Annotated in this window: 15 protein-coding genes and 1 tRNA gene; 3 read left to right on the top strand and 13 right to left on the bottom strand. The window is 70.7% G+C overall.

Annotation, left to right across the window (positions count from 1 at the left end; translation table 11 throughout):
• Positions 1-16 precede the first annotated feature (16 nt).
• The 5 genes from HF576_RS00600 to HF576_RS00620 all read right to left on the bottom strand — a co-directional run bounded on the left by HF576_RS00600 (position 17) and on the right by HF576_RS00620 (position 5,887).
• Entirely contained in the window at positions 17-478 is a 462-nt protein-coding gene (locus tag HF576_RS00600) for an FMN-binding protein (protein ID WP_168910858.1), read from the bottom strand.
• A gap of 69 nt (positions 479-547) precedes the next feature.
• Positions 548-3,295 (bottom strand): HAD-IC family P-type ATPase, encoded by a 2,748-nt coding sequence (locus tag HF576_RS00605; RefSeq protein ID WP_168910859.1) that lies wholly within the window; start codon positions 3,293-3,295, stop codon positions 548-550.
• Between the two features lie 37 nt (positions 3,296-3,332).
• On the bottom strand, positions 3,333-4,367 hold the full coding sequence (locus HF576_RS00610) for a ribose-phosphate diphosphokinase (RefSeq protein WP_168910860.1): 1,035 nt from the start codon (positions 4,365-4,367) through the stop codon (positions 3,333-3,335).
• The gene (gene glmU / locus HF576_RS00615; RefSeq protein ID WP_168910861.1) at positions 4,342-5,814 is read right to left on the bottom strand and encodes a bifunctional UDP-N-acetylglucosamine diphosphorylase/glucosamine-1-phosphate N-acetyltransferase GlmU; all 1,473 of its coding nucleotides are present in this window, start codon (positions 5,812-5,814) and stop codon (positions 4,342-4,344) included. Before glmU ends, HF576_RS00610 begins: the two co-directional genes overlap by 26 nt.
• Before the next feature lies 1 nt (position 5,815).
• Positions 5,816-5,887 (bottom strand) — tRNA-Gln (locus HF576_RS00620).
• Between the two features lie 101 nt (positions 5,888-5,988).
• Here HF576_RS00620 and HF576_RS00625 point away from each other — a divergent pair.
• Complete coding sequence (locus tag HF576_RS00625) at positions 5,989-6,492, top strand: MarR family winged helix-turn-helix transcriptional regulator (protein ID WP_168910862.1); 504 nt, start codon at positions 5,989-5,991, stop codon at positions 6,490-6,492.
• Positions 6,493-6,528: 36 nt separating this feature from the next.
• Here HF576_RS00625 and HF576_RS00630 read toward each other — a convergent pair whose 3' ends face one another.
• From HF576_RS00630 to mgrA, 6 genes are all read right to left on the bottom strand, one after another.
• The gene (locus HF576_RS00630) at positions 6,529-12,000 is read right to left on the bottom strand and encodes a lamin tail domain-containing protein (protein WP_168910863.1); all 5,472 of its coding nucleotides are present in this window, start codon (positions 11,998-12,000) and stop codon (positions 6,529-6,531) included.
• Positions 12,001-12,101: 101 nt separating this feature from the next.
• The gene (locus HF576_RS00635) at positions 12,102-13,907 is read right to left on the bottom strand and encodes an ABC-F family ATP-binding cassette domain-containing protein (protein WP_168910864.1); all 1,806 of its coding nucleotides are present in this window, start codon (positions 13,905-13,907) and stop codon (positions 12,102-12,104) included.
• Positions 13,908-13,935: 28 nt separating this feature from the next.
• Positions 13,936-14,238: a DUF427 domain-containing protein gene (locus HF576_RS00640; RefSeq protein ID WP_168910865.1), complete on the bottom strand. Its 303-nt coding sequence runs from the start codon at positions 14,236-14,238 to the stop codon at positions 13,936-13,938.
• Between the two features lie 84 nt (positions 14,239-14,322).
• Complete coding sequence (locus tag HF576_RS00645; RefSeq protein ID WP_168910866.1) at positions 14,323-15,678, bottom strand: GNAT family N-acetyltransferase; 1,356 nt, start codon at positions 15,676-15,678, stop codon at positions 14,323-14,325.
• A gap of 66 nt (positions 15,679-15,744) precedes the next feature.
• Entirely contained in the window at positions 15,745-16,671 is a 927-nt protein-coding gene (locus tag HF576_RS00650) for a 4-(cytidine 5'-diphospho)-2-C-methyl-D-erythritol kinase (protein WP_168910867.1), read from the bottom strand.
• Positions 16,668-17,735: an L-glyceraldehyde 3-phosphate reductase gene (mgrA, locus tag HF576_RS00655; RefSeq protein WP_168910868.1), complete on the bottom strand. Its 1,068-nt coding sequence runs from the start codon at positions 17,733-17,735 to the stop codon at positions 16,668-16,670. Before mgrA ends, HF576_RS00650 begins: the two co-directional genes overlap by 4 nt.
• Positions 17,736-17,963: 228 nt before the next feature.
• Between mgrA and HF576_RS00660 the strand changes: the two genes are divergently transcribed.
• Complete coding sequence (locus HF576_RS00660; RefSeq protein ID WP_168910869.1) at positions 17,964-19,598, top strand: stealth family protein; 1,635 nt, start codon at positions 17,964-17,966, stop codon at positions 19,596-19,598.
• On the opposite strand, the gene HF576_RS00665 is transcribed toward HF576_RS00660, so the two are convergent.
• Together HF576_RS00665 and rsmA are read right to left on the bottom strand one after the other, a co-directional pair.
• Positions 19,525-20,463 carry a phosphodiesterase gene (locus tag HF576_RS00665; protein ID WP_168910870.1) on the bottom strand — a complete coding sequence of 313 codons (939 nt, stop codon included), beginning with the start codon at positions 20,461-20,463 and terminating at the stop codon, positions 19,525-19,527. The genes HF576_RS00660 and HF576_RS00665 overlap by 74 nt on opposite strands.
• A gap of 103 nt (positions 20,464-20,566) precedes the next feature.
• Positions 20,567-21,427 (bottom strand): 16S rRNA (adenine(1518)-N(6)/adenine(1519)-N(6))-dimethyltransferase RsmA, encoded by an 861-nt coding sequence (rsmA, locus tag HF576_RS00670; protein WP_168910871.1) that lies wholly within the window; start codon positions 21,425-21,427, stop codon positions 20,567-20,569.
• 183 nt (positions 21,428-21,610) lie between these two features.
• Between rsmA and HF576_RS00675 the strand changes: the two genes are divergently transcribed.
• On the top strand, positions 21,611-23,071 hold the full coding sequence (locus HF576_RS00675; RefSeq protein WP_168910872.1) for a sugar porter family MFS transporter: 1,461 nt from the start codon (positions 21,611-21,613) through the stop codon (positions 23,069-23,071).
• Positions 23,072-23,110: the final 39 nt, after the last annotated feature.

Raw genomic sequence — 23,110 nt, forward strand, 5'->3', positions numbered from 1 at the left:
GCGTCATCGGGATCCGTCACTCCGCGGCGTCGGCCTTGATCGCCTCGATCGCCTGGTTGAACCCGCCGCTGGTGAGCGAGGATCCCGCCACACGGCTGACCTGGATCTCGTCGATGTCCTGCCCGACGACCACGTCCGCGATCCCGCCGATGAACTGGCCCTGGTACTGCTCCGACTCGGCGCGCTGCGGGTCGCCGGTCACCTCGACCTCCGTGACCGCGCCATCCTCGAGAGTCACAGTCACCGAGATCGTCTCGACCGTCTCGGGCGTCGCGTACGTGCCCTCCGCGGTGTAGGTGCCATCGGCGTACGAGCCCGATCCGGCTGAACCGGATCCGGTCGAGCCTGCGTCATCGGACGGCTGGTCCGTGGCCCCGTCGGCCGCCGGCGAGCAGCCGGCGAGGAGGGCGATCCCCGCGACGGCCGCCAGAGTGGCACCGGCGCGAGCGGGACGGGGGGCGAGTGCGGTGCGGATCATGACGGTCCTCCTGGCTCGTGTCGTCGAGGCCCTGATGTCGCGGCCCCGCAGGCATCTTCGCAACGGGTCCTATGAAGCGCCTTTGAAGGATGCCGCCGCCACGCGGGACGATGGCTGCCGGACGCGCAGCACCGCCTTGAGGCCCTCGACCGCGAGGAAGATCGCGACCGACAGCACGACCGGCAGCACCCAGTCCCCGAGCGCGAGCGGACGGGCATCGAACAGCACGTGCATGAACGGGACGTACGTGTAGATCGCCTGCAGCACGAGGAGCGCCAGTGCCGACCACCACACGGCGCGGTTGCCGCGGAGCACGTCGGTCGTCAGGCTCGACCGCGACAGGAAGCGGCAGTTGAACAGGTAGGCGAGCTGTCCGAGCGCGAGCATGAGGACCGCCTCGGTGCGGGCGACCTCGACATCCACACCGGCGGCCACCACGCCGTAGAACACTCCCATCGCCGCCCCGCCGATCAGGAGCGAGACTGCGAGCACGAAGCCGAGCTCGCGCCCGTCGATGATCGGGCCGCCGCTCGGGCGCGGAGGGCGGCGCATGATGCCGCGCTCGGCAGGTTCGTAGGCGAGCGCGAGCGACAGCGTGACCGCCGTGACCATGTTCACCCACAGCACCTGCACCGACGTCAACGGCAGGGTGAGGCCGAACAGCACTGCGACCAGGATCACGAGCGACTGCGCGCCGTTGGTCGGCAACAGGAAGACGATCGACTTCCGCAGATTGTCGTAGATGCGCCGGCCCTCGGCGATCGCGCTGCGGATGGTGGCGAAGTTGTCGTCGGCGAGCACGAACTCCGCCGCCTCCTTGGTCGCCTCGGTGCCTTTGATGCCCATCGCGATCCCGACGTCGGCGCGGGTCAGCGCGGGCGCGTCGTTCACGCCGTCGCCCGTCATGGCCACGACCTCGCCGTGCGACTGCAGCGCCCGCACGATGCGGATCTTGTGCTCGGGGCTCGTGCGGGCGTACACGTCGACGTCGCGCACGACCTCTTTGAGCTGCTCTTGGCTGAGCGCCTCGAGCTCGGCACCTGTCAGCACGTCGGCATCCGCCCCCGCCAGGCCCATCTCGGTCGCGATGGCGACGGCGGTCCCCGCGTGGTCGCCGGTGATCATCTTGACCCGGATGCCGGCGGCATGACAGTCCGCGATCGCGGCGATCGCCTCGGGGCGAGGTGGGTCGACGATGCCCCACAGCCCCAGGAACTCCAGGTCGATGAGGTCGTCCAGCCCCACGGCGTCGGTTGCGGCGCGGACCGGCTTGCGCGCAGCGGCCAGGACTCGCAGCCCTTGCGAGCTCAGCTCGGCGACCGCCCCTTCCCACCGGACGAGGTCGAGCGGTTCCGAGCCGTCGGCCCCGCGCTGGGTCAGCGAGCGCTCGAGCAGCCGGTCGGGCGCGCCCTTGACCAGGATCGCGCGCGACGCACCGGCCGCACCTGAGCTGTGCGCCGACTCGTTCACGGTCGCCATGAGCTTGTTCGCCGAGTCGAACGGCAGGACCGCGACCCGCCGGCTGGTTCCGCTCGACACGCCGCCCTTCATCGCCACGACCTTGAGTGCGCCCTCGGTGGGCTCGCCGACCAGGCTCCACGAGCCGCCGTCTGCGCGCACGATGTGGGCGTCGTTGCAGAGGGTCCCCACCGAGAGCACCGCGGCCAGATCCGCTCCGGCCGCGCCGCCCGTCGTCGGAACGATCGCCCCCTCCGGCGTGTAGCCGATGCCGCTGACGTCGTAGTCGGCGAGCGGCGTCACCACCCGTCGCACGGTCATCTCGTTGCGGGTGAGTGTGCCGGTCTTGTCGGAGCAGACGGTCGTCACCGAGCCCAGCGCCTCGACGGCGGGGAGCTTGCGTGTGATCGCGTTGTGCCGCGCCATCTGCTGCACGCCGATCGCGAGAGTGATCGTGACGAGCGCCGGCAGGCCCTCAGGGATCGCCGCGACGGCGAAGCCGATGGCGGCCGAGACGAGTTCGGCGAAGGGCATCCCGTGCAGGAAGCGCCCGATCATCAGCATGACCGCCGCCATCGCCAGGATGACCAGCGTGAGCACGCGGCCGAAGCCGTCGAGCTGACGCGTGAGCGGGGTGGCCAGTGCCCCTGCCTCGTCCGCGAGGCTCTGGATCCGCCCGATCTCGGTGTCGGAACCCGTCGCGGTGACCACGCCCCTGCCCTGTCCCGCGCTCACGATCGTGCCCGAGAACGCCATCGACGCGCGGTCGCCGACCCCGGCATCGGGGGCGACCGCATCGAGGCGCTTGGACGAGGGCACCGACTCGCCGGTCAGCGCCGACTCGTCCACCCGCAGCTGGAACGCCTGCAGCAGCCGCAGATCGGCCGGCACCTTGTCGCCGGGCATCAGCCGCACGACGTCGCCCGGCACGAGGTCGGCCGACGGCACCGTGACCCAGCCGCCGTCGCGGCGTGCACTGGCGTCGGCCGACAGCATCCCCCGGATCCCCGCGAGTGCCTTCTCGGCTCGGCCCTCCTGGATGAAGCCGATCACCGCGTTGATGATCGCGACGGCCATGATCACCGAGAAGTCCACCCAGTCGCCCATGAGCGCCTTGATGACCGCCGCGCCGAGCAGGATGTAGATCAGCGTGTCGTTGAAGTGCGACAGGAACCGCACGACGGCCGGTCGGCGAACCGGCTCGGGCAGCCGGTTCGGTCCGGCCAGCGCGAGACGCTCGCGGGCCGCCGCGGTGCTCAGACCTGCGGCATCCGCTCCCAACTGGGCCAGCACGTCGTCGGCGGGCTGCGCCCACGGACGATCCACGGTGAGACGGGCCTCTGTCAGCTGCTGTGTCATCGCGCCCCTGGTCCCTCCGTCGTGATGCGGTCTGCGCTCAGGCCGCCCCGTCGAACATGCTGGTGACCGATCCGTCCTCGAAGACCTCGTGGATCGCACGGGCCAGCAGGGGCGCGATCGGCAGGATCGTCAGCGTCGGGAAGCGCTTCTCTTCGGGGATCGGGATGGTGTCGGTGACCACGACCTCGTCGATCGCCTCGCTCTGCAGGCGCTCGGACGCCGGATCGCTGAAGATCGGGTGCGTCGCGGCCACGATGACGCGCACGGCGCCGTTGGCCTTGAGCGCTTCGGCGGCCTTCACGATGGTGCCGCCGGTGTCGATCATGTCGTCGACGAGGAGGCATACGCGACCGCTCACGTCACCGACGATCTCGTTCACCGTCACCTGGTTCGCCACGTTCGGATCGCGCCGCTTGTGGATGATCGCGAGGGGCGCCCCCAGGCTGTCCGACCATGTGTCGGCCACGCGCACACGCCCGGTGTCGGGCGAGACCACCGTGAGCAGCTCGCGGTCCGCGGCGGTGAGCGTCCTCTGGAAGTACTCCAGCAGCACGGGCTTGGCGAAGAGATGATCGACAGGGCCGTCGAAGAATCCCTGGATCTGCGCAGCGTGCAGGTCGACGCTCATCACGCGGTCGGCGCCGGCCGTCTTCAGCAGGTCGGCGACCAGGCGCGCGCTGATGGGCTCGCGCCCGCGTCCCTTCTTGTCCTGCCGGGAGTACGGGTAGTACGGCGCGACGACGGTGATGCGCTTGGCCGACGCGCGCTTGGCGGCATCGAGCATGATGAGCGTCTCCATGAGCCACTCGTTGACCGGCGGGCCGAAGCTCTGGATCAGGAAGAAGTCGCAGCCGCGGATCGACACCTCGAACCGCGTGAGGATCTCACCCGACGCGAAGGTGCGGTACTCGGTGGGCACGAGCTCAGTGCCGAGATGCTCGGTGACCTCGGCGGCCAGCGCCGGGTGCGAACTGCCGCGCGCGACGACGAGGCGCTTCTTGGTCTTCGCGACGAGGCCGGGGGCGATGTCGTTCGCCCGGTCGAGCTCAACGGTCTTCTTCTTGCGCCCCATCGTCCGCCTTCTGTGCGGACCGAGCCTTGGCTGCGGCATCCGCCGCACCGGTTCCCGGTCTGTTCTTCTCGACCCACCCCTCGACGTTGCGCTGAGGGGCGACACTGAGCGCCAGGGCACCGGCAGGAACATCCTTGCGGACGACCGCCCCGGCCCCGGTCTTCGCGCCGTCCCCCAGCCTAATGGGCGCCACGAGCACGGTGTGCGAACCGGTGTGCACCTCGTCGCCGATCACCGTCCGGTGCTTGGCGACATCGTCGTAGTTCGCCGTGATCGTGCCGGCACCGAGGTTGGTGTGGCTGCCGACCTCGGCGTCGCCCAGGTAGATGAAGTGGGGCACCTTCGTGCCCGCGCCGACCTTGGCGTTCTTCGTCTCGACGAACGACCCCATCTTGACGCCGTCGGCCAGGATCGTCCCGGGCCGCAGGTGGGTGTACGGCCCGACCGTGACTCCGGCGCCGATGACGGCGAGGTTCGCCTCGATGCGGCGCAGCACCGCACCCTCGCCGACCTCGCAGTCCACGAGGCTGGTGTCGGGTCCGACCACGGCCCCGGTCGCGATCGTGGTCGCCCCGAGGATCTGCGTGTTGGGCAGCACCGTGACATCGGGCGCGAGGGTGGCGTCCACATCGATCCACGTCGTGGCGGGATCGACGACCGTCACGCCCTCGAGCTGCCACCGCCGCACCGTGCGCGCATTGAGTACGCGCCCCGCCTCGGCCAGCTGCACCCGGTCGTTCACGCCCAGCGCGGCCGCGGCATCCGGAGCCGGCGAAGCCGCCACCGACAGGTGTGCGGCACGCAGCAGCGCCACGACATCGGTGAGGTATTTCTCGCCCTGCGCGTTCGCCGTGCCCACGAGCGACAGCTGCGCCCGCAGTTCGGTGGCGCGGAAGACGTAGACGCCCGCGTTGATCTCGGTGACGGATGCCTCGTCGGGCGTGGCATCCTTCTGCTCCACGATGCGCGAGACGGTGCCGTCGGCGTCGCGGATGACTCGGCCGTAGCCCGACGCGTCGTCGACGACGGCGCTCAGCACCGTGGCCGCGGCCGCGGTGTCGCGGTGCGTGCGGATGAGGGCGGACAGCGAGTCGGGCTCCAGGAGCGGAACGTCGGCGCTCAGCACCAGGACGTCGCCGGCGAAATCCGCCAGGGCGTCGAGGGCCACCTCGACGGCGCGCCCGGTGCCGGGGACCTCGTCCTGGTCGACCACGACCGCGGCCGGCGCGACCTTGGCGACCGCTTCGGCGACGCGATCGCGCTCGTGCCGCACCACGACCACGACGCGCTCGGGGCCGAGCGCGGATGCCGTGTCGAGCACATGGCCCACGAGCGGGCGTCCGCCGATGCGATGCAGCACCTTGGGCAGCGAGGACTTCATTCGGGTGCCCTGGCCGGCGGCCAGGACGACGACGGCCAGACGGCTCTCGGGAGTGGTGTCGGTCATGCTCCGCCGCCAGGACTCGAACCTGGACCTCACAGCTCCAAAGGCTGTCGTGCTGCCATTACACTACGGCGGACCGCGGCAGCCCGAGTGCCGAATGCCGCCCGACAAGTCTGCCAGACCGTGCGACGATGCCCCTCCGCGGGAACCGTCCGCCCCGGCCCCGATAATGGGGGGATGACGGCGCAGAGCGACGAGGTCGACCGCATCGTCGAGGCGTGGACCGCGCAGCGGCCCGACCTCGACTTCTCACCGCTCGGCGTGCTCTCCCGCGTCGACAGGCTCTCGCGGCATCTGGATCGCGCCCGGCGCGACGCGTTCCGCCGCAGCGACCTCGAGCCGTGGGAATGGGACGTGCTCTCGGCGCTCCGGCGCGCGGGCGAACCGTTCCAGCTCAGTCCCAAGCAGCTGCTGCAGCAGACGCTGGTCTCGAGCGGCACCATGACGAACCGCATCGACCGGCTCGTCGGTCGCCGCCTGGTGCGCCGCGAGGCCGATCCCGACGACGGTCGCAGCGTCCTGGTGACGCTCACCGACGAGGGCAGGATCCGGGTGGATGCCGCGATCACGCGTCTGGTGGATGCCGAGGCCGTGCTGCTGGGCGCCTTGTCGCGCAGCGACCGCGAGCGGCTGGCTGCGCTGCTGCGCAAGCTCAGCCTCGGCTTCGACACCGCCGGCTGACGGCCGGCGCGGGCGGATCGCCCGCGCCGGCGTCGTCTACCCCGCGACTCGCCGCCGTCGGACGACCAGCACGACGCCGACGCCGAGGACGAGCAGGATCAGCGCGACGGAGAGCGTCGGAACCACATCCACTCCGGTCAGGGGCAGCGAGCTCGCCCCCGCTCCCGTCAAGGCCGAGATCGTGAACCGATCCGACATGACCGACAGGCCGGATGCCCCGATCGCCTCGAGCCGGTGCGTGCCCGGCTTCGCCTTGACCGGGACCCCGAGGATCCCGGTCACGGTGCCGTCCGCGCCTGCCGTGAGCACCTCCGGCAGTGCGAGCGGTGCCGAGTGGAGCACGAAGCGCACCTCCTCGCCGGGCTGGAACCCACGGAACGCGACCTGCATGCGGCCTCCCGGAGCGAGCGCGTGACCGGGCGCCGGTCCCACGCTGCCCGAGGGCTCGACGGTTCCGCCGTCGCCCGGCTCCCCTTCGCCGGGGTCACCGCCACCCGGCTCCCCCTCACCGGGGTCGCCACCGCCCGGCTCCCCGTCGCCGGGGTCGCCACCGCCCGGTTCCCCGCCCGGGTCGGTCTCACCCGGGATCGTCGTGAAGGTGCGCACCGGCGAGTACTCGATGCCGCCGTGCGGCCCCTCTGCGATCACGTACCAGCCGTGCTCGCCGTCGGCGAGGTCCTCCCACGACACGGTCGCGCGCTCCCCCGACGGCGCCCCCTCGACGGCGCCGATCTCGTTCGCCGTCAGGATCTCCACCCGGAACGAGTCCGTTGCGAGCGTCTTCGCCTGTGGAACGATTCCCGCCGCCGCGTAGGGGATCTCGAACTCCTGCATGCCCGGCGGATCGTTGAGCGAGGCGTCGTCCGAGTCGAAGTCGTCGAGCGACGGCGAGTACGTGCGGAAGACGATCCGCCCGCCGTCGTTGTCGAAGTGGGCGAGCCGGAGATACCCCTGCCCGCCCTCGGGCAGGCCCTGGTAGTCGAACAGCATCGAGTACACGGTGCGATCCGCGACCCCGTCGCCGTCGTCGTCGATCTCGTCCGTGCGCGTGTAGGCGTCGTGGTAGTGACCCGAGCTCACCGCGAACACGTTCGGATTCGGCGTGACGACTTCTTCGAACACACGCTGCGGGAAGGGTCCCAGACCGCCTGTCGTCAGCATGTACTCGTGCAGGTTGATCCAGACCTTGCGCTCGGGGAACTGGCGGATCACCTCGTTCATCCAGGCGATGTCCTCGGTGTTGGACGCCTCGTCGTTCGGCGTCGGCCACCCCATGTACAGGAACAGGAAGTCCACCCCGCCCACCGACACGAGGTCGTAGTGACCGCGGTTGTCCTTGTACGAACCGCCGTACCAGGGGTTGCCGGCGAAACGCGCCTCCCCGAAGAACTGCGAGTACTGCGTGTAGTCCGCCGCGAAGCCGCCGACGTCGTGGTTGCCTGCGAGCACCCCGTACGGCAGCGCCGCGTCGTCGAGCATCCGGTATGCCGCATCCGCGTTCGCCCACTGGTGGGGCTGGGTGTGGACATTGACGATGTCGCCGTTGTGGATCAGGTACTGAAGGTTGAGATTCGCCCGCTGCTCGAGCAGGAACTCGTGGATCGCGAGCTGGTGCGGGTAGTACCCGTCGGTCTCGTTGTAGTACTGCGTGTCGGACTCGATGCCCACCGTGAAGTCGAACTCGCCGCGCGCGGTGGCTTCGGCGTGGTACGGCTCCACGGGGCTTTCACGGGTCGACAGATCCGTCGCGGCGAAGCCCTCGGAGTGCTGCACCAGGAAGGTCAGCGTGCCGTCGGACGCGTGAGCGTCGACCGGCACGAGCGCCTCGAGTGTGAACTCGGTGGCCGCGCCGTCGGTCGTCAGCACCTGGTCGGCCTGTGCCCACGCGCCGTCCACGGTGCGCGCGTAGAGCGTCACCTTGGCGTCGGCGTTCGCGCTCCCCCGCCAGTCGGCGCGCACCAGCGATCCGGCGCCGGCGCCCTCCGGCACGGCGACCGTGAAGAGCTGATACGGAAGAGCGGTCGTGCTCGTGGTCTCGACGTTCACGCCGTCGGTGCCCAGCAGCTTGGCGAGGTCGTCCGCGCCCAGCGCGACGCCCGTGGTGCGATCCGCAGAGCCCGAGTCGGTCACCGTGCCCGTGGACACCGTCATGCCCGCGTCTCCGGGTGCGAAGCCGTACCCCTCGCGGAAGCTCAGGTCGAGGGCGTCCTGCTCAGGTGAGCTGGGGGTCGCTGTGAGATCGGCACGGTCTCCCTCGACGATCTCGCCATCCCCCGGCCCGTCCAGCACGACGCCGGGCTGCTCGTCCGCGGTCTGGAACGCGATGCTGCGCGTCACCGCGTTGCCGACCTCGTCGGTCGCGGTGAACTCCGCGACGTGCGCGCCGGGCTGCAGCGCCAGCGAGGTGGTCGCCAGCGGAAGCGAGATCGGGGCGCCGTCCAGGGTCGCCGTGATCGTCTTGACACCCGCTCCCGCGTCGGTGGCGGTCGCATCCACCGCGAAGTGACCGCGGTAGCGCTCTCCGTCGACGAGCGGGCTCTCGATGACCGGCGCCGTGTTGTCGACGTGCACGGTGCGCTCCGCCGCGGACTCGCCGGCGGTCGCCGCGACGATGTGGGCGCCGTCGGCGACCTCGGTCGTCTTCCACACCGCCGACACCGAGGTGAACGCGTCCTCCGGGATCGTGAACGTGGCCAGGAACGAGACGAGGTTGGCGTCGGAGTACGCGATCCGCGAATCGGGCGCAGGGCACTCGACGAATGCGGGGGCGGTGACACTCCCCTCGTGCTCCTTCGTGGTGGCGCAGTGATCGGGTCGCAGGACGCGACCGTCCGGCAGCGCGAGACGCAGGTTCATCGTCGTGAAGTCGTCGTTGTTCTCGTTGACGTTCGCCTCGGGCCACGCCTTGGTCCCGGCCGCGATGGTGAGCGTGAGCTGCTGCCCTGGCACGACCCGCTCCACCGGCACCGTCGCGTCGACCGTGACGATGCGCGAGTAGTAGCCCTCGTCGAAGATCCGCAGCACCTCGTCGCCGAGCTTCACGCCGTTGCGGAAGAAGGCGTCGGTGTTGGTGGCCTCGAAGGCGAAGACGGGACCGGTCTCGAGCGAGGGGACGGCATCCTCGACCGGCTCGCCGTCGATCGTCAGCTCCAGTTCGGACCCGCCGCTGTCGGCCGTGGCCGAGATGCGGGCGTCGCCGCCGACGAACTGGCCCTCGGCGAGGTTGATCCGCACGGGGTCCGGCTCGCCGTCGACGAGGTCCACCCGCACCGGGCCGAGCTCGGCATCCTGAGATCCGTCGCCCGCGATCAGGGTGTACTCGATCCACCGCTTGCCGAACAGGTCGGCCGCCGGCACGGAGTAGTAGTACCGGTTCGCGGCCTCGAAGGCGAGATTGCGGGTCTCGGTCGCGCCGAGGTTGTCCTCCATGCGAAGCGTGACCGTGCGCACGAGGACGTCGTCGGTCACATCGAAGCCGAGGTCGAGATCCGCGGTGTCGGGAACGTCCGAGCTGCCGGTCAGGTCGGTGATGACCGGCGCGCTGCCCGCCGCCGGAGCGGCCACGAAGCCCGCAGGCACCTGATCCGCGCTCACCGATCCGGGCGTGGGGGCGTCGAGTCGCATCATCGTCTGGACGGTGCCGTCCGCCGGCGCCGGCGCCCACAGCGGAGCCGACGTCAGGGGGTTCCATCCGTACTGGATCGCTGTGCTCGCGGTGGTCTGATCGTCGGCGAAGTAGTACGCGCGGCTGATGTCGTGCCCGGTGTTCGTGCGCACCTGAAGGCCCCGCGACCCGGCATTGGCCATGCCGCCGTTGAACAGCTCCACGATGTCTTCCCCGAGCACGAGGCTCGTGCCGAATGCCTCGTTGAAATCTGCGACCGTCAGCCCGGCCGTCACGCCCGCGGGGTTCTTCACCCACAGCACGAGCGTGGCGCCGGCGGCGATCGTGACGTCTCCCGGCTCGGCGGGCCACAGGGTGGAGCTCGTCGTGACGGGCCCGGCGAGCGCGTTGTCGGTGTACAGATACGACAGCGCGTAATCGCCGAAGTCGATCGGGGCGTCCGAGGCGTTGTAGACCTCGATGAACTCGTAGGCGTCGCCGCCGCCCACGTTCGCGGTGTCGGGTGCGACCTCGGTGATCTGCAGCAGGGGCGCGTGCAGCTCCGGGTCGGTGGGACGGGTGAGCGCGCTCGTCACCTGCTCGAGCGTGACCGTGCCCGGCGTGACCGCGACAGCGGGGCCGGCTTCCTGCAGGATCGCGTCGACGCCGCCGATGGTGCTCGGCACGGCGAACTGCGCGTTCCAGTTGCCGGCGGGGTCGGTGTCGGCGGGCGCCCACGCGCGGCTGATCGTGCCGTTCGCGCCGACGAGGCTGAAGCCGCGATCACCGCCGTTGGCGATGCCCGCCTGCGGCCCGAAGCGGTAGACCAGAACGCCGGGATCGGCGCCGACGGCGGTGCGGAACTGCTCCTTCGTCAGGGTCGCCTGGGCGGAGTCGGCGCCGTAGTTCAGCCAGAACAGCGCCGAAACGCCGGCGGGGATCACGACGGGCGCATCGTCCTCCCCATCGAGGTGGAGGAACGGCTGAGGTGTTCCGGCGTTCCACTGGCTGGTGTGGTAGCGAAGGCCGATGCCGGCCGCTGTCAGGTCGATCGGCTCGGTCGTGGTGTTCGTGACCTCGACGAACTCCGAGACGTCGGCCCCCGGATTGTCCCCGTGGATCTCGGTGATCGCGAGGGGGAAGTACTCTCCGGCGTTGCCGTCTGCGCCGGGACCGGGCTCGGCCGGCTCGCCCGGCTCACCCGGCTCGGTGGGCTCCGGCTCGGGCGCGGGGCGCACGAGCTGATCGGGAACGATGACGCCGGGGGTGGGTGGGCCCGCGGTGGGGTTCGCGAGGAGGACTCCGGTCACCGGTACGCGGAAGTGATCGGATCGGCCCTTGGCCGCCGCGGCGCGGTTGTAGTCCGAACCGGAGACCACGTCGGCGCCCTCGCCTTCGTAGAGACGCAGCGAACGCGCGCCCGAGTTGGCGAAGCCGCCCTGACCGGCCGCGTGGAAGAGCGGATAGCTCGAGCCGGCGTCGCCGTAGTGCGCGCGGAAGTCCGCCTCCGCGAGCTCCCACTGCTCGACGGCGGCGTCGCCCGTCCCGACGGCGTAGCGCAGCCAGAACACGGCGCTGGCGCCTGCCGGGATCACCGCGTCGGCGAGTGCCGCGCCCGTGCCAGGCTCGACGGCGCGGATGAACGCGGCGTCGTTGTACTGGACCCGGTAGTCGGCGAAGTCGACGGGCCCAGCAGTGGTGTTGGTGACCTCGAAGAATTCGAAGTAGTCCTGGTCGCTCGGCGTGCCGGCGTTGTCCTGCATCACCTCGGTGATGATCAGGGGCGGCAGGGCGTCCTCGGCGGCCGCCGCCGGTGTGGTGACACCCACTCCGGTCAGGGCGACGGCGACGGCGGCGAACGAGGCGAGGGCAGCGCGCGGGCGCGCCAGGACACGGGAGATCACGATGTCCGAGCACACTCACGACATCTGTCACGAAGGGGTACGCAGGGTGAACGGCAGCGGAATCGCGCCCGACCGTTCCACCGCCCGAGCGATCCGGTCCGTCAGCCGATGTGCTCGGTGAGCTCGAACCAGCGCTCTTCGACGCCGTCGCGCTCCTTCTCGAGATCCGAGATGCGTGCCATCTCGGACCCGAGGCCCACGTAGTCGGACTGGTCATGATCGGCCAGGGCGGTCCGCGCGGCGGCGATCTGCGCCTCGAGCTTCTCGAGCCGCCGCTCCAGGGCCGTGACCTCCTTCTGCGCGGCGCGCAGCTCGGCGCCGGAGAGCGCGGGAGAAGCGGATGCCGCGGCCGAGGCATCCGGAACCTTCGTACTGGCCGCGCCGGCCGAGCGCTCCCGTTCCCGCAGGCGCAGATACTCGTCGACGCCGCCCGGCAGGTGGCGCAGGTGGCCTCCGAGGATCGCGTACTGCTGATCGGTGACGCGCTCGATGAAGTACCGGTCGTGCGAGACGACCAGCAGTGTCCCCGGCCAGGAGTCCAGCAGGTCCTCGATCGCTGCCAGCATGTCGGTGTCGAGGTCGTTCGTCGGCTCGTCGAGGATCAGCACGTTCGGCTGCTCGAGGAGGATCAGCAGCAGCTGCAGACGGCGCTTCTGGCCGCCGGAGAGGTCTTTCACGGGCGTGGAGAGCTGGGCGCTCTGGAACCCCATGCGCTCGAGAAGCTGACCCGGCGTGAGATCCTGCGCCTTCGAGCCCGTGCCGAAGGTGTAGGTGGTGCGCAACCCCGAGATCACGACGCGGACCGGATCGCCGAGGTGCTCATCCAGCTCGTCCATGCGCTGCGAGAGGGTCGCGACCTTGACCGTCTTGCCGCGCTTGACGCGCCCCGACGTGGGCGTGACCTCGCCCGAGACGAGCCCCAGCAGGGTCGACTTGCCCGCGCCGTTGACGCCGAGGATGCCGGTGCGCTCACCGGGCGCGATGCGCCACTCCACCGGGTGCAGCACCTCCCGCCCGTCAAACGCGACCGACGCGTCCAGCAGGTCGACGACGTCCTTGCCCAGACGCGACACGGCGAGCGACTGCAGCTCGGTCTTGTCACGGATCTCGGGGACGTCCGAGATCAGCTCGTTCGCCGCGTCGATGCGGAACTTCGGCTTGGACGTGCGGGCCGGCGCCCCGCGCCGCAGCCAGGCCAGCTCTTTGCGGGCGAGGTTCTTGCGGCGGGCCTCGATGGCCGCGGATTGACGGTCACGCTCGACGCGCTGCAGGATGTAGGCCGCGTAGCCGCCCTCGAACGGCTCGACGATGCGGTCGTGCACCTCCCACGTGCGGGTGCAGACCTCGTCGAGGAACCAGCGATCGTGCGTCACGACCAGCATCGCGCCCTGGTTGGCCGGCCAGCGGCGCTTGATGTGATCGGCGAGCCACGCGATCGCCTCGACGTCGAGGTGGTTGGTCGGCTCGTCGAGGAACAGCACGTCGTGGTCGGCGGTGAGGAGGGCCGCCAGCGCGACGCGTCGGCGCTGCCCGCCCGAGAGCCCGGTGACGGGACCGTCCCACTCGATCTCGCCCAAGAGACCCGAGATCACTTCGCGCACGCGTGCGTCGCCGGCCCAGTCGTGCTCCGGGCGATCTCCGACGACCGATTCGCGAACCGTCAGAGCGTCATCGAGCGTGTCGGCCTGATCGAGCACGCCGACGCGCACGCCGCTGCGCACCGTGACGCGACCCGAATCCGGTTCGAGCCGGCCCGCCAGCATCGCCAGCAGGCTCGACTTGCCGTCGCCGTTGCGCCCGACGACGCCGATGCGGTCGCCCTCGTCGATACCCAGGGAGACGCCGTCGAAGACGACCTTGGTGGGGAACTCCAGGTGCAGGGCCTCGGCCCCGAGAAGATGTGCCATGTCTCCCCAAGGCTAGGCGAGCGAGAGGTCAGTCGACGATCTGCACCTTGGGGTCGAACGCGACGTACCCCGAGAAGTCCCGCCCGACGCGCTCGATCGCGGTCGGGTAGGGCGTCGGATACGACCACGCGCCGTCGGTCAGCGCGGCACCGTCTTTGCTGACCGAGAAGTACTGGGCTTCGCCCTTCCACGGGCAGGTGTAGGGCGTCGGGCTCTCCGCGAGCGCATTCTCGGTGACGGCGACCGGTGGCCAGTACCAGTTCCCCTCGATGCGCACCAGATCGTCCTTGTCGGCCTCGGCGATCGTCACGCCGTCGAGCACTGCCTTCATGATTCCTCTCTTGGGGATGGTTGCATCCGTCAAGCCGAACGCCGTCCGCAAGCGGGGTGTTCCCACCGTATGCAGGCGATCCGTTCAGTACCAGATGCTCAGCCGGGGCGCCGTGTGCCAGCCGAAGACGCGGGCAGCGGTCTCGATGTCTCCGGACTGCACGCGACGGGCCGCCGCCAGCGTCGCCAGCGACACGCCGCCGAGATAGACCGCTGAGAGCTCCTGGATGCCGAGGGTCACGGTGATCGCACCCTCTCGCGTCTCGCCCTCCGGCAGGGTCGTCACACGAGCGGCACCTTCCGCGCCCACCTCCAGCAGGAAGCGGCCGCCGGCCAGGCCGAGCGGATCGGACACGTCGAGCAGCACTGTTGCGGCTACCGGGTACCGGCGCGTCTCGAGCGCGCGCGGGACGTCGAGGATCCGCACGTACTGGTGGTCGGTCAGCGTGACGGTCGCCGCGCGCTGATCCGCGATCATCCACAGCAGCGGCTCGTCGGCCGCAAGCTCGGACGCCTGCACCTCGGCGACCAGATCGAGCTCGAGGAGGAAGCGCCACAGCGCGGCGTACGCGTCATCGGTCTCGGCGAGGAGGTAACCGACGTTCACGGTGGCCTTGGTGAAGTCGTCGTGGTTCTCGCGCACCGTGTACACGGCGAGGCCGCGCACCTCTCCCGACGCGTCGGTGTAGTGCACGGCGCGCTTGTCGCCCGCCTTCTCGGCGTCCGGACGGGTGCCGGCGAAGTTGTCCCAGTGGCCGCCGGGCACATCGATCTCGCCGGGCACGCGACGGCGCGAGCGGTCGTGCAGGACGGGGAGCAGTTCGCGCAGCCGCTCTCGCGAGATGAAGTCGACCCGGCCCTCGGGCCGCGGCCCGATCCACGTGGCGCGCCGCGTCTCGATGCGCCACGCCGCCGCGGCAGCCGCCGGGGCGAACCCGTAGCGGCCGTAGAGCGTGGACTCGCTCACCGTGAGCATCGCCATCGGGATGCCGGCGGCATGCGCCGTGCGCAGCTCGCCCTCCAGCATCGCGCGGGCGATGCCGCGGCGACGGTGGGTCGGCGACACGGTGACGGCCGAGATCGCCGCCGAGGGGATCGCACGCCCGCCCGGCACACTCAGCTCGCCGAGCCATGAGGCGATCGTCGCCGCCGGCGCATCCGCCATGGGAGCGGCGGGATCGAACACGCCGGTGACGCGCCGATAGCCGCTGCGCTCCCGCGCGGCCGCGATCTGCTCGTCGCTGCGCTCGCCGTCCTGGAATCCACGGGCAGTGACCTGCAGCCACGATGAGAAGCCGTCGTCGCCGACCTCGACGCGCCGGTACTCCAGGCCGTTCTCGGCGAGACGGGTGCGCGACTGCTCGTCAAGGGGCGCAGCGCGGAAGGCGTCCCGATCCGACGCCGGGGCGACGGCGGCGTCAGGCTGAGGGGTCGTGGTCATCGTGTGTCCTCCTCGGATCTCACGGGTCGGTGGCGTCTCCCGGGTCGCACCCGGGTCTCGGCGGTCTCAGGCGGCGACGCGGGCGCCGGCGACGGGCCCGTGCACGTGCAGTGCCTCGAACCCCGCAGCCGACAGCGTCACCTGCAGCTCGAGCGCCGACTCCGGGTCGGCGGTCAGGAATGCCAGCGTAGGGCCTGAGCCCGACACCAGCCCCGCGAGCGCGCCCGTCTGCTCGCCTAGCTCGAGGGCGCGCCGCAGTTCGGGACGCAGCGACAGCGCGGCGACCTGCAGGTCGTTTCGGATGTGCGCCGCCAGCGCGACCGGATCGCCGGCGCGCAGCGCGTGCAGCACGGCGGGGTCGACCTCGGGCACGCTCGGCGCGGCGACGATGTCGGGCCCGGTGCGCAGCTCGTCCAGGTGCGCGTACACCTCGGGCGTCGACAACCCCGAGTCCGAGGGCAGCACCACCCAGTCGAAGCGTCCCTTCGCCAGCGCCGGACTCAACTGGTCCCCGCGGCCGGTCCCGACCGCGGTCCCTCCCATGAGGGCGAAGGGCACGTCGGCGCCCAGCCGTGCCGCGAGCTTGTGCAGCTCGGCACCGCCGAGCTCGGCCCCCCACAGCGCGTCGCACGCGACGAGGGCGGCCGCGGCATCCGCTGATCCTCCGCCCATGCCGCCTGCCACCGGGACGTGCTTGACGATGTCGAGGTGCACCCCGCGGTCGTAGCCGATCCGCTGCGCGAGGAGCCGGGCCGCTCGCACGGCGAGGTTGCGGTCGTCCGCCGGGACGCCCGACACATCGACGGTGCCCGAGACCGCCACGGTGAACTCGTCGGAGGGCGTGGCCCACACGTCCTCGAACAGCGATACCGCCTGGTACGCCGAAGCGACGTCGTGGTAGCCGTCCTGCTGCACGCCGCCGACCTCGAAGAAGAGATTGAGCTTTCCCGGTGCCCGCACGTGGACGCCGGCGGCGGCGAGGGCCTCGCTCACCGTCGCGCCGATTCCGCCCAGAGGTCGACGTCGATGCCGTCCGACAGCGCGTCGATGCGCTCGATCTCCTCGGTGCTGAAGGCCGGGCCGTCCAGCGCGCGCAGGTTCTCGTCGAGCTGCTCCGGACGCGAGGCGCCGATGAGCGCCGAGGTGACCACCGGGTCGCGCAGCACCCACTGGAGCGCCAGCTGGGCGAGCGACTGCCCGCGCTCCTTCGCGATCACGTCGAGCCCGCGCAGGACCGCGAGCCCCTTCTCCGAGAGCTGCTGGTGCGGGAGGGACGCCCGCTGCTGCGCGCGCTCGGCAGGGCCTCCGCCGAGGTATTTGTCGGTGAGCAGCCCCTGCGCGAGCGGGGTGAACGCGATCGCGCCCATGCCCTCCTGCTTCAGCACGCCGGTCAGCCCGTCCTCGATCCAGCGGTTGAGGATCGAGTAGGCCGGCTGGTGGATGACCAACGGGGTCCCGAGCGAGCGGGCGACGGATGCCGCGACCGCGGTGCGCTCCGCGCTGTAGGACGAGATACCCACGTAGAGCGCCTTGCCCTGCCGTACCAGCGTGTCCAGGGCCCCCACGGTCTCTTCGATGGGCACGTCGGGGTCGACGCGGTGCGAGTAGAAGATGTCGACGTAGTCCACGCTCATGCGCTTCAGGGACTGCTCGGCGCTGGCGAGCAGGTACTTGCGAGAGCCGCCGTTGCCGTACGGACCGTGCCACATGTCGTAGCCGGCCTTGGACGAGATGATGAGCTCGTCACGGTACGGGGCGAAGTCCTCGCGCATCATCCGGCCGAAGTTCGTCTCGGCCGAGCCGTAGGGCGGGCCGTAGTTGTTGGCGAGGTCGAAATGCGTGATGCCGCTGCCGAACGCGTGACGCAGCAGCGCCCGCTGGTTGTCGAACGGGATGTTGTCGCCGAAGTTCCACCACAGCCCGAGCGAGATGGGCGGAAGCGTCAGGCCGGAGGTCCCGACCTTTCGGTACTGCGCACCGGCGTACCGATCGTCGGCGGCGGAGTAAGGGCGGTGGAGGTCGCCTCCACGGGAACGGTAGCGCGGCTCGTCGGTCACCGGTCCAGGCTATCGACGTCTCGCCCCGCCCGCAGGAACGCGGCGACACGCGCCCGCAGCAGGGAAGTCGCTGCGAGGAAACACGAATGACACATGGAGCGCCTACTGTAGGAGCAGCGCAGTCCCCTGCGCCGCCGCGGCTTTCCGTGAGTTCCCACCGGTCAGCCGCATCCCTCGCCAGACGCCTGGACGTCACCGGCGTTTCCCCTCGCCGTGAAGGAGGTTTCGATGCCCGCTCTGTCGGTAGTCCCCCCGCAGCCGGACCCATGGTCCGAACTGCTCGATCGTCGTGATGTCGTGCTCGACCGCGGCATCCTGCATCTCGTGCATGACACGGTGACGCCGGAGCAGGCGCGCATCGAAGACCTGCTGCTGGTCGCCTCGGCCCTCGAGGACGCCGGCATCGAGGTGACGCTGATCCGGCAGGATCGCGCCGTCCCGGCACTCGTCGTCGACGTCGCCGCGCGTGACGCCGCCTTCGCGGCGCTGGGAGCCCTGTGCGACCGCGAGCCGCTCTACATCAAGGCCAAGCGGCGGCCGTCCGTGCTGGCGAATGCGGCGCTGATCCCCGGCGCGGAGCCGTCGGTGGTGCGGGCCTACCGCCCGCGCGTGAGCGTGAACGGCTCGCTGCGGTACGGCGCCGCGCTGGGTGCCCGCATCGAGTTCTGGCGACAGCACGGCGACGTCCTCGAGGCACCGAACGACAACGCCCTCACCCGCCGGCTCGTACCCCGCGCCGACCTGACGTTCACCACCGTCGAGCGATACGGGCGCACGTGGCGCACCGTCTCAGGCATGTTCGACCCGCAGCCGCACGAGTTCACCGAAGACGTCGACATGGTGTTCTCGTGGGTCGACGGGTCCTCGACGGAGTTCCAGCGTCAGCGCGCCGCGCGCATGGCCGAGTACGTCGTCGGCGAAGGAGACGACAGCCCCGCGCGCTACCGGCATGTCGACGAGCTCAGGTACGCCCTGCGCAGCGTCCACATGTACGCCCCGTGGGTGCGGCGCATCTTCATCGCGACCGACTCGCCGGCGCCCGCATGGCTCGCCGACCACCCGAAGGTCACGATCGTGCGCAGCGAGGAGTTCTTCGGGGACCCGTCCGTGCTGCCCACGCACAACTCGCACGCGGTCGAGGCTCAGCTGCACCGCATCCCGGGCCTGGCCGAGCACTTCCTGTACTCCAACGACGACATGTTCTTCGGGCGCCTGATCGAGCCCGAGCTGTTCTTCACCCCGGGCGGGGTGACGAAGTTCGTCGAGTGCGAGGTGCGGATCGGCGCCGGAGAGCCCGCCCTGCATCGCAGCGGGCACGACAACGGGCTGCGGGTCAACCGTGCGCTGCTGCGCGAGCGCTTCGGCCGCACCATCGTGCGCGACCTCGAGCACTGCGCGGCACCGCTGCGCAAGAGCGTGATGGCCGAGCTCGAAGAGGCATTCCCCGAGGACTTCGCCCGGACCGCGGCATCCCGCTTCCGCTCCGCGAGCGATATCTCCGTCACCAACAGCCTCTACCACTACTACGCCCTCATGACCGGCCGCGCCGTGGCCACGCACCGGCCCCGTGTCCGGTATGTGCAGACGACCTTGTCGGCGTCGCTGCGGCGTCTGGAGCGGCTCGCGGAGCGCACCGACATCGACATGTTCTGCCTCAACGACGGCGGCGAGGTCGAGGTTCCCGAGGCGATCCGCGTCGAGGCCATGCGCACCGCACTGGAGCGGATGTTCCCGGTGCGGGCTCCGTGGGAGCGGGCCGATCCTGCCGAGACCGGCTCGGCGGCGCAGGTCAGCGGATCAGAGCGATCGGCTCGGTCGGCGCATCCCTCGGCGCGCGGGCGGCGTCCGCGGGCGCGTCGCTGAGCGGGCGCACACCCGCCGCACGCAGACGGTCGCGCGCTTCTTGCGCATCGATGTGCTCCAGCGTGCGCGGAACGTCGACCGGCACGACCGAGTGGACGATCGTGTCGTCGTACACGTGCACGAGATTGAAGGCCTGAGCCCCGTCCTGGGGCCGAGTGCCCCCCGTGGGCACGGTGAGGTCCTGCGCGTAGCAGGTGGACGAGGCGACCGAGACGGGGATGCCGGCGAAGGTCGCGAAGGTCGAATAGTGCAGGTGGCCGGCGATGATCGCGCGCACGTCGGTGCCGCGCACCACGTCGGCCAAGCGTGACTGATCGAGCAGCTCGACGCTGGCAGCCAGCGGCAGCACGCTCGGCACGGGCGGGTGGTGCATCGCGAGGATCGTGCCCAGCGGTGCCGGGGTCGCGAGTGCGTCGGCGAGCCATTCCAGCTGGCCGTCCGTCAGCTCGCCGTGATGGTGCCCCGGCACGGTGGAGTCGAGTGTGATCACGCGCAGTCCGTCGAGCTCGTCGACCCGGTCGATCGTGTCGGCACCGGGGAGCTCTCCGAGGAGCCCGCTGCGGAACGCCGCGCGATCGTCGTGGTTGCCCATGACCCACAGCACCTGAGCGCCCAGCCGCTCCGCGAGCGGTTCGACGATGTCGCGCAGGTCTCGGTACGCGCCGGGCTCGCCGAGATCGGCGAGGTCGCCTGTGAAGATGAGCGCGTCCGGCTGCACGCCGCTGGCCTCGACGGCGTCCAGGGCTCGCGCGAGCCGCTGAGCTCCGTCCACGACATCGAACAGGCGCGACCCGCCCGCACGCAGGTGCGTGTCGCTCACGTGCAGCAGGATCCGCTCGGGTGCGGGGTACTCTGCGGTGCGCATCGTCTCGTCATCCTCGCCTCGACCACCGGGACCTGTCCGCAGGCTACCCCCGCGACACGAGGGGGCCCTGGCAACACGGTGAACGTTGCGTGAATGGCCGAGATCAGACCGCGAGCGCGATGCGCACGAAGTCGTCGATCGAGAGCTCCTCGCCCCGCGCCGTCGGGGCGACTCCGGCCCGTTCCAGGACGGCCGTCGCCTCGGCGGCCGTGCCGCCGAGCACAGCGGCCAATGCCTGCCGGAGCATCTTGCGGCGCTGCTGGAACGCGGCATCCACGATCCGGAATGTGCGCCGGCGCAGTTCGACATCGCCGCGCGGCTCCCGGCCACTCGACTCCACGCTGTCGCGATGGAAGGCGACCAGCACGCTGTCGACGTTGGGGACCGGCCAGAACACCTGGCGCGACACGGTGCCGGCCAGTCGCCACGGTCCGTACCAGGCGGCCTTGACACTCGGCGCCCCATAGACCTTCGAGCCGGGCGGGGCCGCGAGGCGCTCCCCCACTTCCGCCTGCACCATCACGACCCCGCGCTGGAGCCCGGGGAACGTCTCGAGCAGATGCAGCAGGACGGGCACCGACACGTTGTAGGGCAGGTTCGCGACGAGCACCGTGGGGTCGCCCGGGAGCTCGGTCACCCGCAGCGCGTCGGCGTCGACCACGGTCAGCGCACCGTCGGCCACGCCGTGCGCGGCCGCGGTCACGGGGAGGCGCTCGGCGAGCCGGTGGTCGATCTCGACGGCGGTGACGGACGCCCCGGCCTCGAGGATCGCCAGCGTCAAGGACCCCAGCCCCGGGCCCACCTCGACAACGCGCTCGCCCGGCGAGACCTGCGCGACCTGCACGATCTTGCGCACCGTGTTGGCGTCGACGACGAAGTTCTGGCCCAGCTTCTTGGTCGGGGTGACATCGAGTTCGGCGGCCAGCGCGCGGATCTCCGCCGCGCCGAGGAGAGTCACGGGCATGCGACCACAGTACGGCGTGCCGGTGCGCAACCTCGGATCCGCACCTGCGGAGCCAAGGCGCGACATGCCGTCGCCGGACGCCGGGGCGCGGCGGGTCACGTCCGTCGTCCGCACGCGCGGATCCGATTCCGTGCGCCGCGCGTCCCTCTCGCCGCGGCGCGGTCCGACCGATAGCGTGACGGCATGAACACGACCGCATCCATCCCCGCCGACGCGTTCTCGCTCCGCAGCTCCTACGGACGCCGGGCGATCGGCCTGTCGGTGGCGGCGGCCGTCGGCGGCTTCCTGTTCGGGTTCGACTCGTCGGTGATCAACGGCGCCGTCGACTCCATCTCGGCGGATTTCGGCATCAACGAGATCCTCACCGGGTTCGTGGTCGCCATCGCCCTGCTGGGGTGCGCAGTGGGCGCGATCCTCGCGGGCAACCTGTCGGACCGCTGGGGGCGCCTGCGCGTCATGTTCCTCGGCGCGATCATGTTCTTCGTGAGCTCGCTCGGCGCCGGCCTCGCGTTCGCGGTGTGGGATCTCGCGCTGTGGCGCGTCATCGGCGGCCTGGGCATCGGCATCGCGTCGGTGGTCGCGCCGGCCTACATCGCCGAGGTCGCGCCGCGTCAGATCCGCGGCGGCCTGGCCTCGCTGCAGCAGCTGGCGATCACCCTCGGCATCTTCGCGGCGCTCCTCTCGGACGCTCTGCTGGCCAACACCGCGGGAGGCGCCGACAGCCCACTGTGGTTCGGGCTCGAAGCATGGCGCTGGATGTTCATCGTGGGCGTCGTGCCGTCGGCCGTGTACGGCATCCTGTCGTTCACCCTTCCCGAGTCCCCGCGGTACCTGCTCGCGAAGGGCCGCACCGACGAGGCACGGGCGATCTTCGCCCGTCTGGTGCCTCCCGCCGACCTCGACCACACCATCCGCGACCTGCAGACCGCGATCGAGACCGATCGCAAGAACGCCGGCGTCTCGCTCCGCGGCCCCGTGCTGGGGCTGCAGCGCATCGTGTGGGTCGGCATCATCCTGTCGGTGTTCCAGCAGTTCGTTGGGATCAACGTGATCTTCTACTACTCGACGAGCCTGTGGCAGTCGGTGGGCTTCGACGAGACCGACTCGTTCACGATCAGCGTCGCGACCTCGATCACGAACGTGCTGGTGACCCTGATCGCGATCTTCCTGGTCGACCGGGTCGGCCGGAAGCCCATCCTGCTCACCGGCTCGGTGTTGATGACGCTGTCGCTCGCGCTCATGGCGGTGTCGTTCCTGTTCTCCGAGACCGACGCCGAGGGTGCGGTCACGCTCCCCGCCCCCTGGGGGCCGATCGCGCTCGTGGCCGCCAACGTGTTCGTCGTCGGATTCGGAGCGTCGTGGGGCCCGCTGGTGTGGGTGCTGCTCGGCGAGATCTTCCCCAGCCGCATCCGCGGCAAGGCACTCGGTGTGGCCGCCGGAGCGCAGTGGGTGGCGAACTTCCTCATCACCATCTCGTTCCCCGCGATGTCGGCGCTGTCGCTGCCGCTCACCTACGGCATGTACGCCGTCTTCGCGGCTCTGTCGTTCGTGTACGTCGCCTGGAGGGTCCCCGAGACCAAGGGCATGGACATCGAGCAGACCGAGACGCTCTTCATCCGCAAGAGCGCCGCGCCGACGACCTGAGACGGATGCCGCGGCCCGCGGCATCCGTCATCGTCCGTC

The organism is Microbacterium salsuginis (assembly GCF_012524205.1).
Lineage (GTDB): Bacteria > Actinomycetota > Actinomycetes > Actinomycetales > Microbacteriaceae > Microbacterium > Microbacterium salsuginis.

Coding starts and splice junctions, on each gene's coding strand:
- HF576_RS00600 (WP_168910858.1), bottom strand. CDS start 478: ATGATCCGCACCGCACTCGCCCCCCGTCCCGCTCGCGCCGGTGCCACT.
- HF576_RS00660 (WP_168910869.1), top strand. CDS start 17,964: ATGCCCGCTCTGTCGGTAGTCCCCCCGCAGCCGGACCCATGGTCCGAA.
- HF576_RS00625 (WP_168910862.1), top strand. CDS start 5,989: ATGACGGCGCAGAGCGACGAGGTCGACCGCATCGTCGAGGCGTGGACC.
- HF576_RS00640 (WP_168910865.1), bottom strand. CDS start 14,238: ATGAAGGCAGTGCTCGACGGCGTGACGATCGCCGAGGCCGACAAGGAC.
- rsmA (WP_168910871.1), bottom strand. CDS start 21,427: ATGCCCGTGACTCTCCTCGGCGCGGCGGAGATCCGCGCGCTGGCCGCC.
- HF576_RS00645 (WP_168910866.1), bottom strand. CDS start 15,678: ATGACCACGACCCCTCAGCCTGACGCCGCCGTCGCCCCGGCGTCGGAT.
- HF576_RS00610 (WP_168910860.1), bottom strand. CDS start 4,367: ATGGGGCGCAAGAAGAAGACCGTTGAGCTCGACCGGGCGAACGACATC.
- HF576_RS00675 (WP_168910872.1), top strand. CDS start 21,611: ATGAACACGACCGCATCCATCCCCGCCGACGCGTTCTCGCTCCGCAGC.
- HF576_RS00605 (WP_168910859.1), bottom strand. CDS start 3,295: ATGACACAGCAGCTGACAGAGGCCCGTCTCACCGTGGATCGTCCGTGG.
- HF576_RS00635 (WP_168910864.1), bottom strand. CDS start 13,907: ATGGCACATCTTCTCGGGGCCGAGGCCCTGCACCTGGAGTTCCCCACC.
- glmU (WP_168910861.1), bottom strand. CDS start 5,814: ATGACCGACACCACTCCCGAGAGCCGTCTGGCCGTCGTCGTCCTGGCC.
- HF576_RS00665 (WP_168910870.1), bottom strand. CDS start 20,463: ATGCGCACCGCAGAGTACCCCGCACCCGAGCGGATCCTGCTGCACGTG.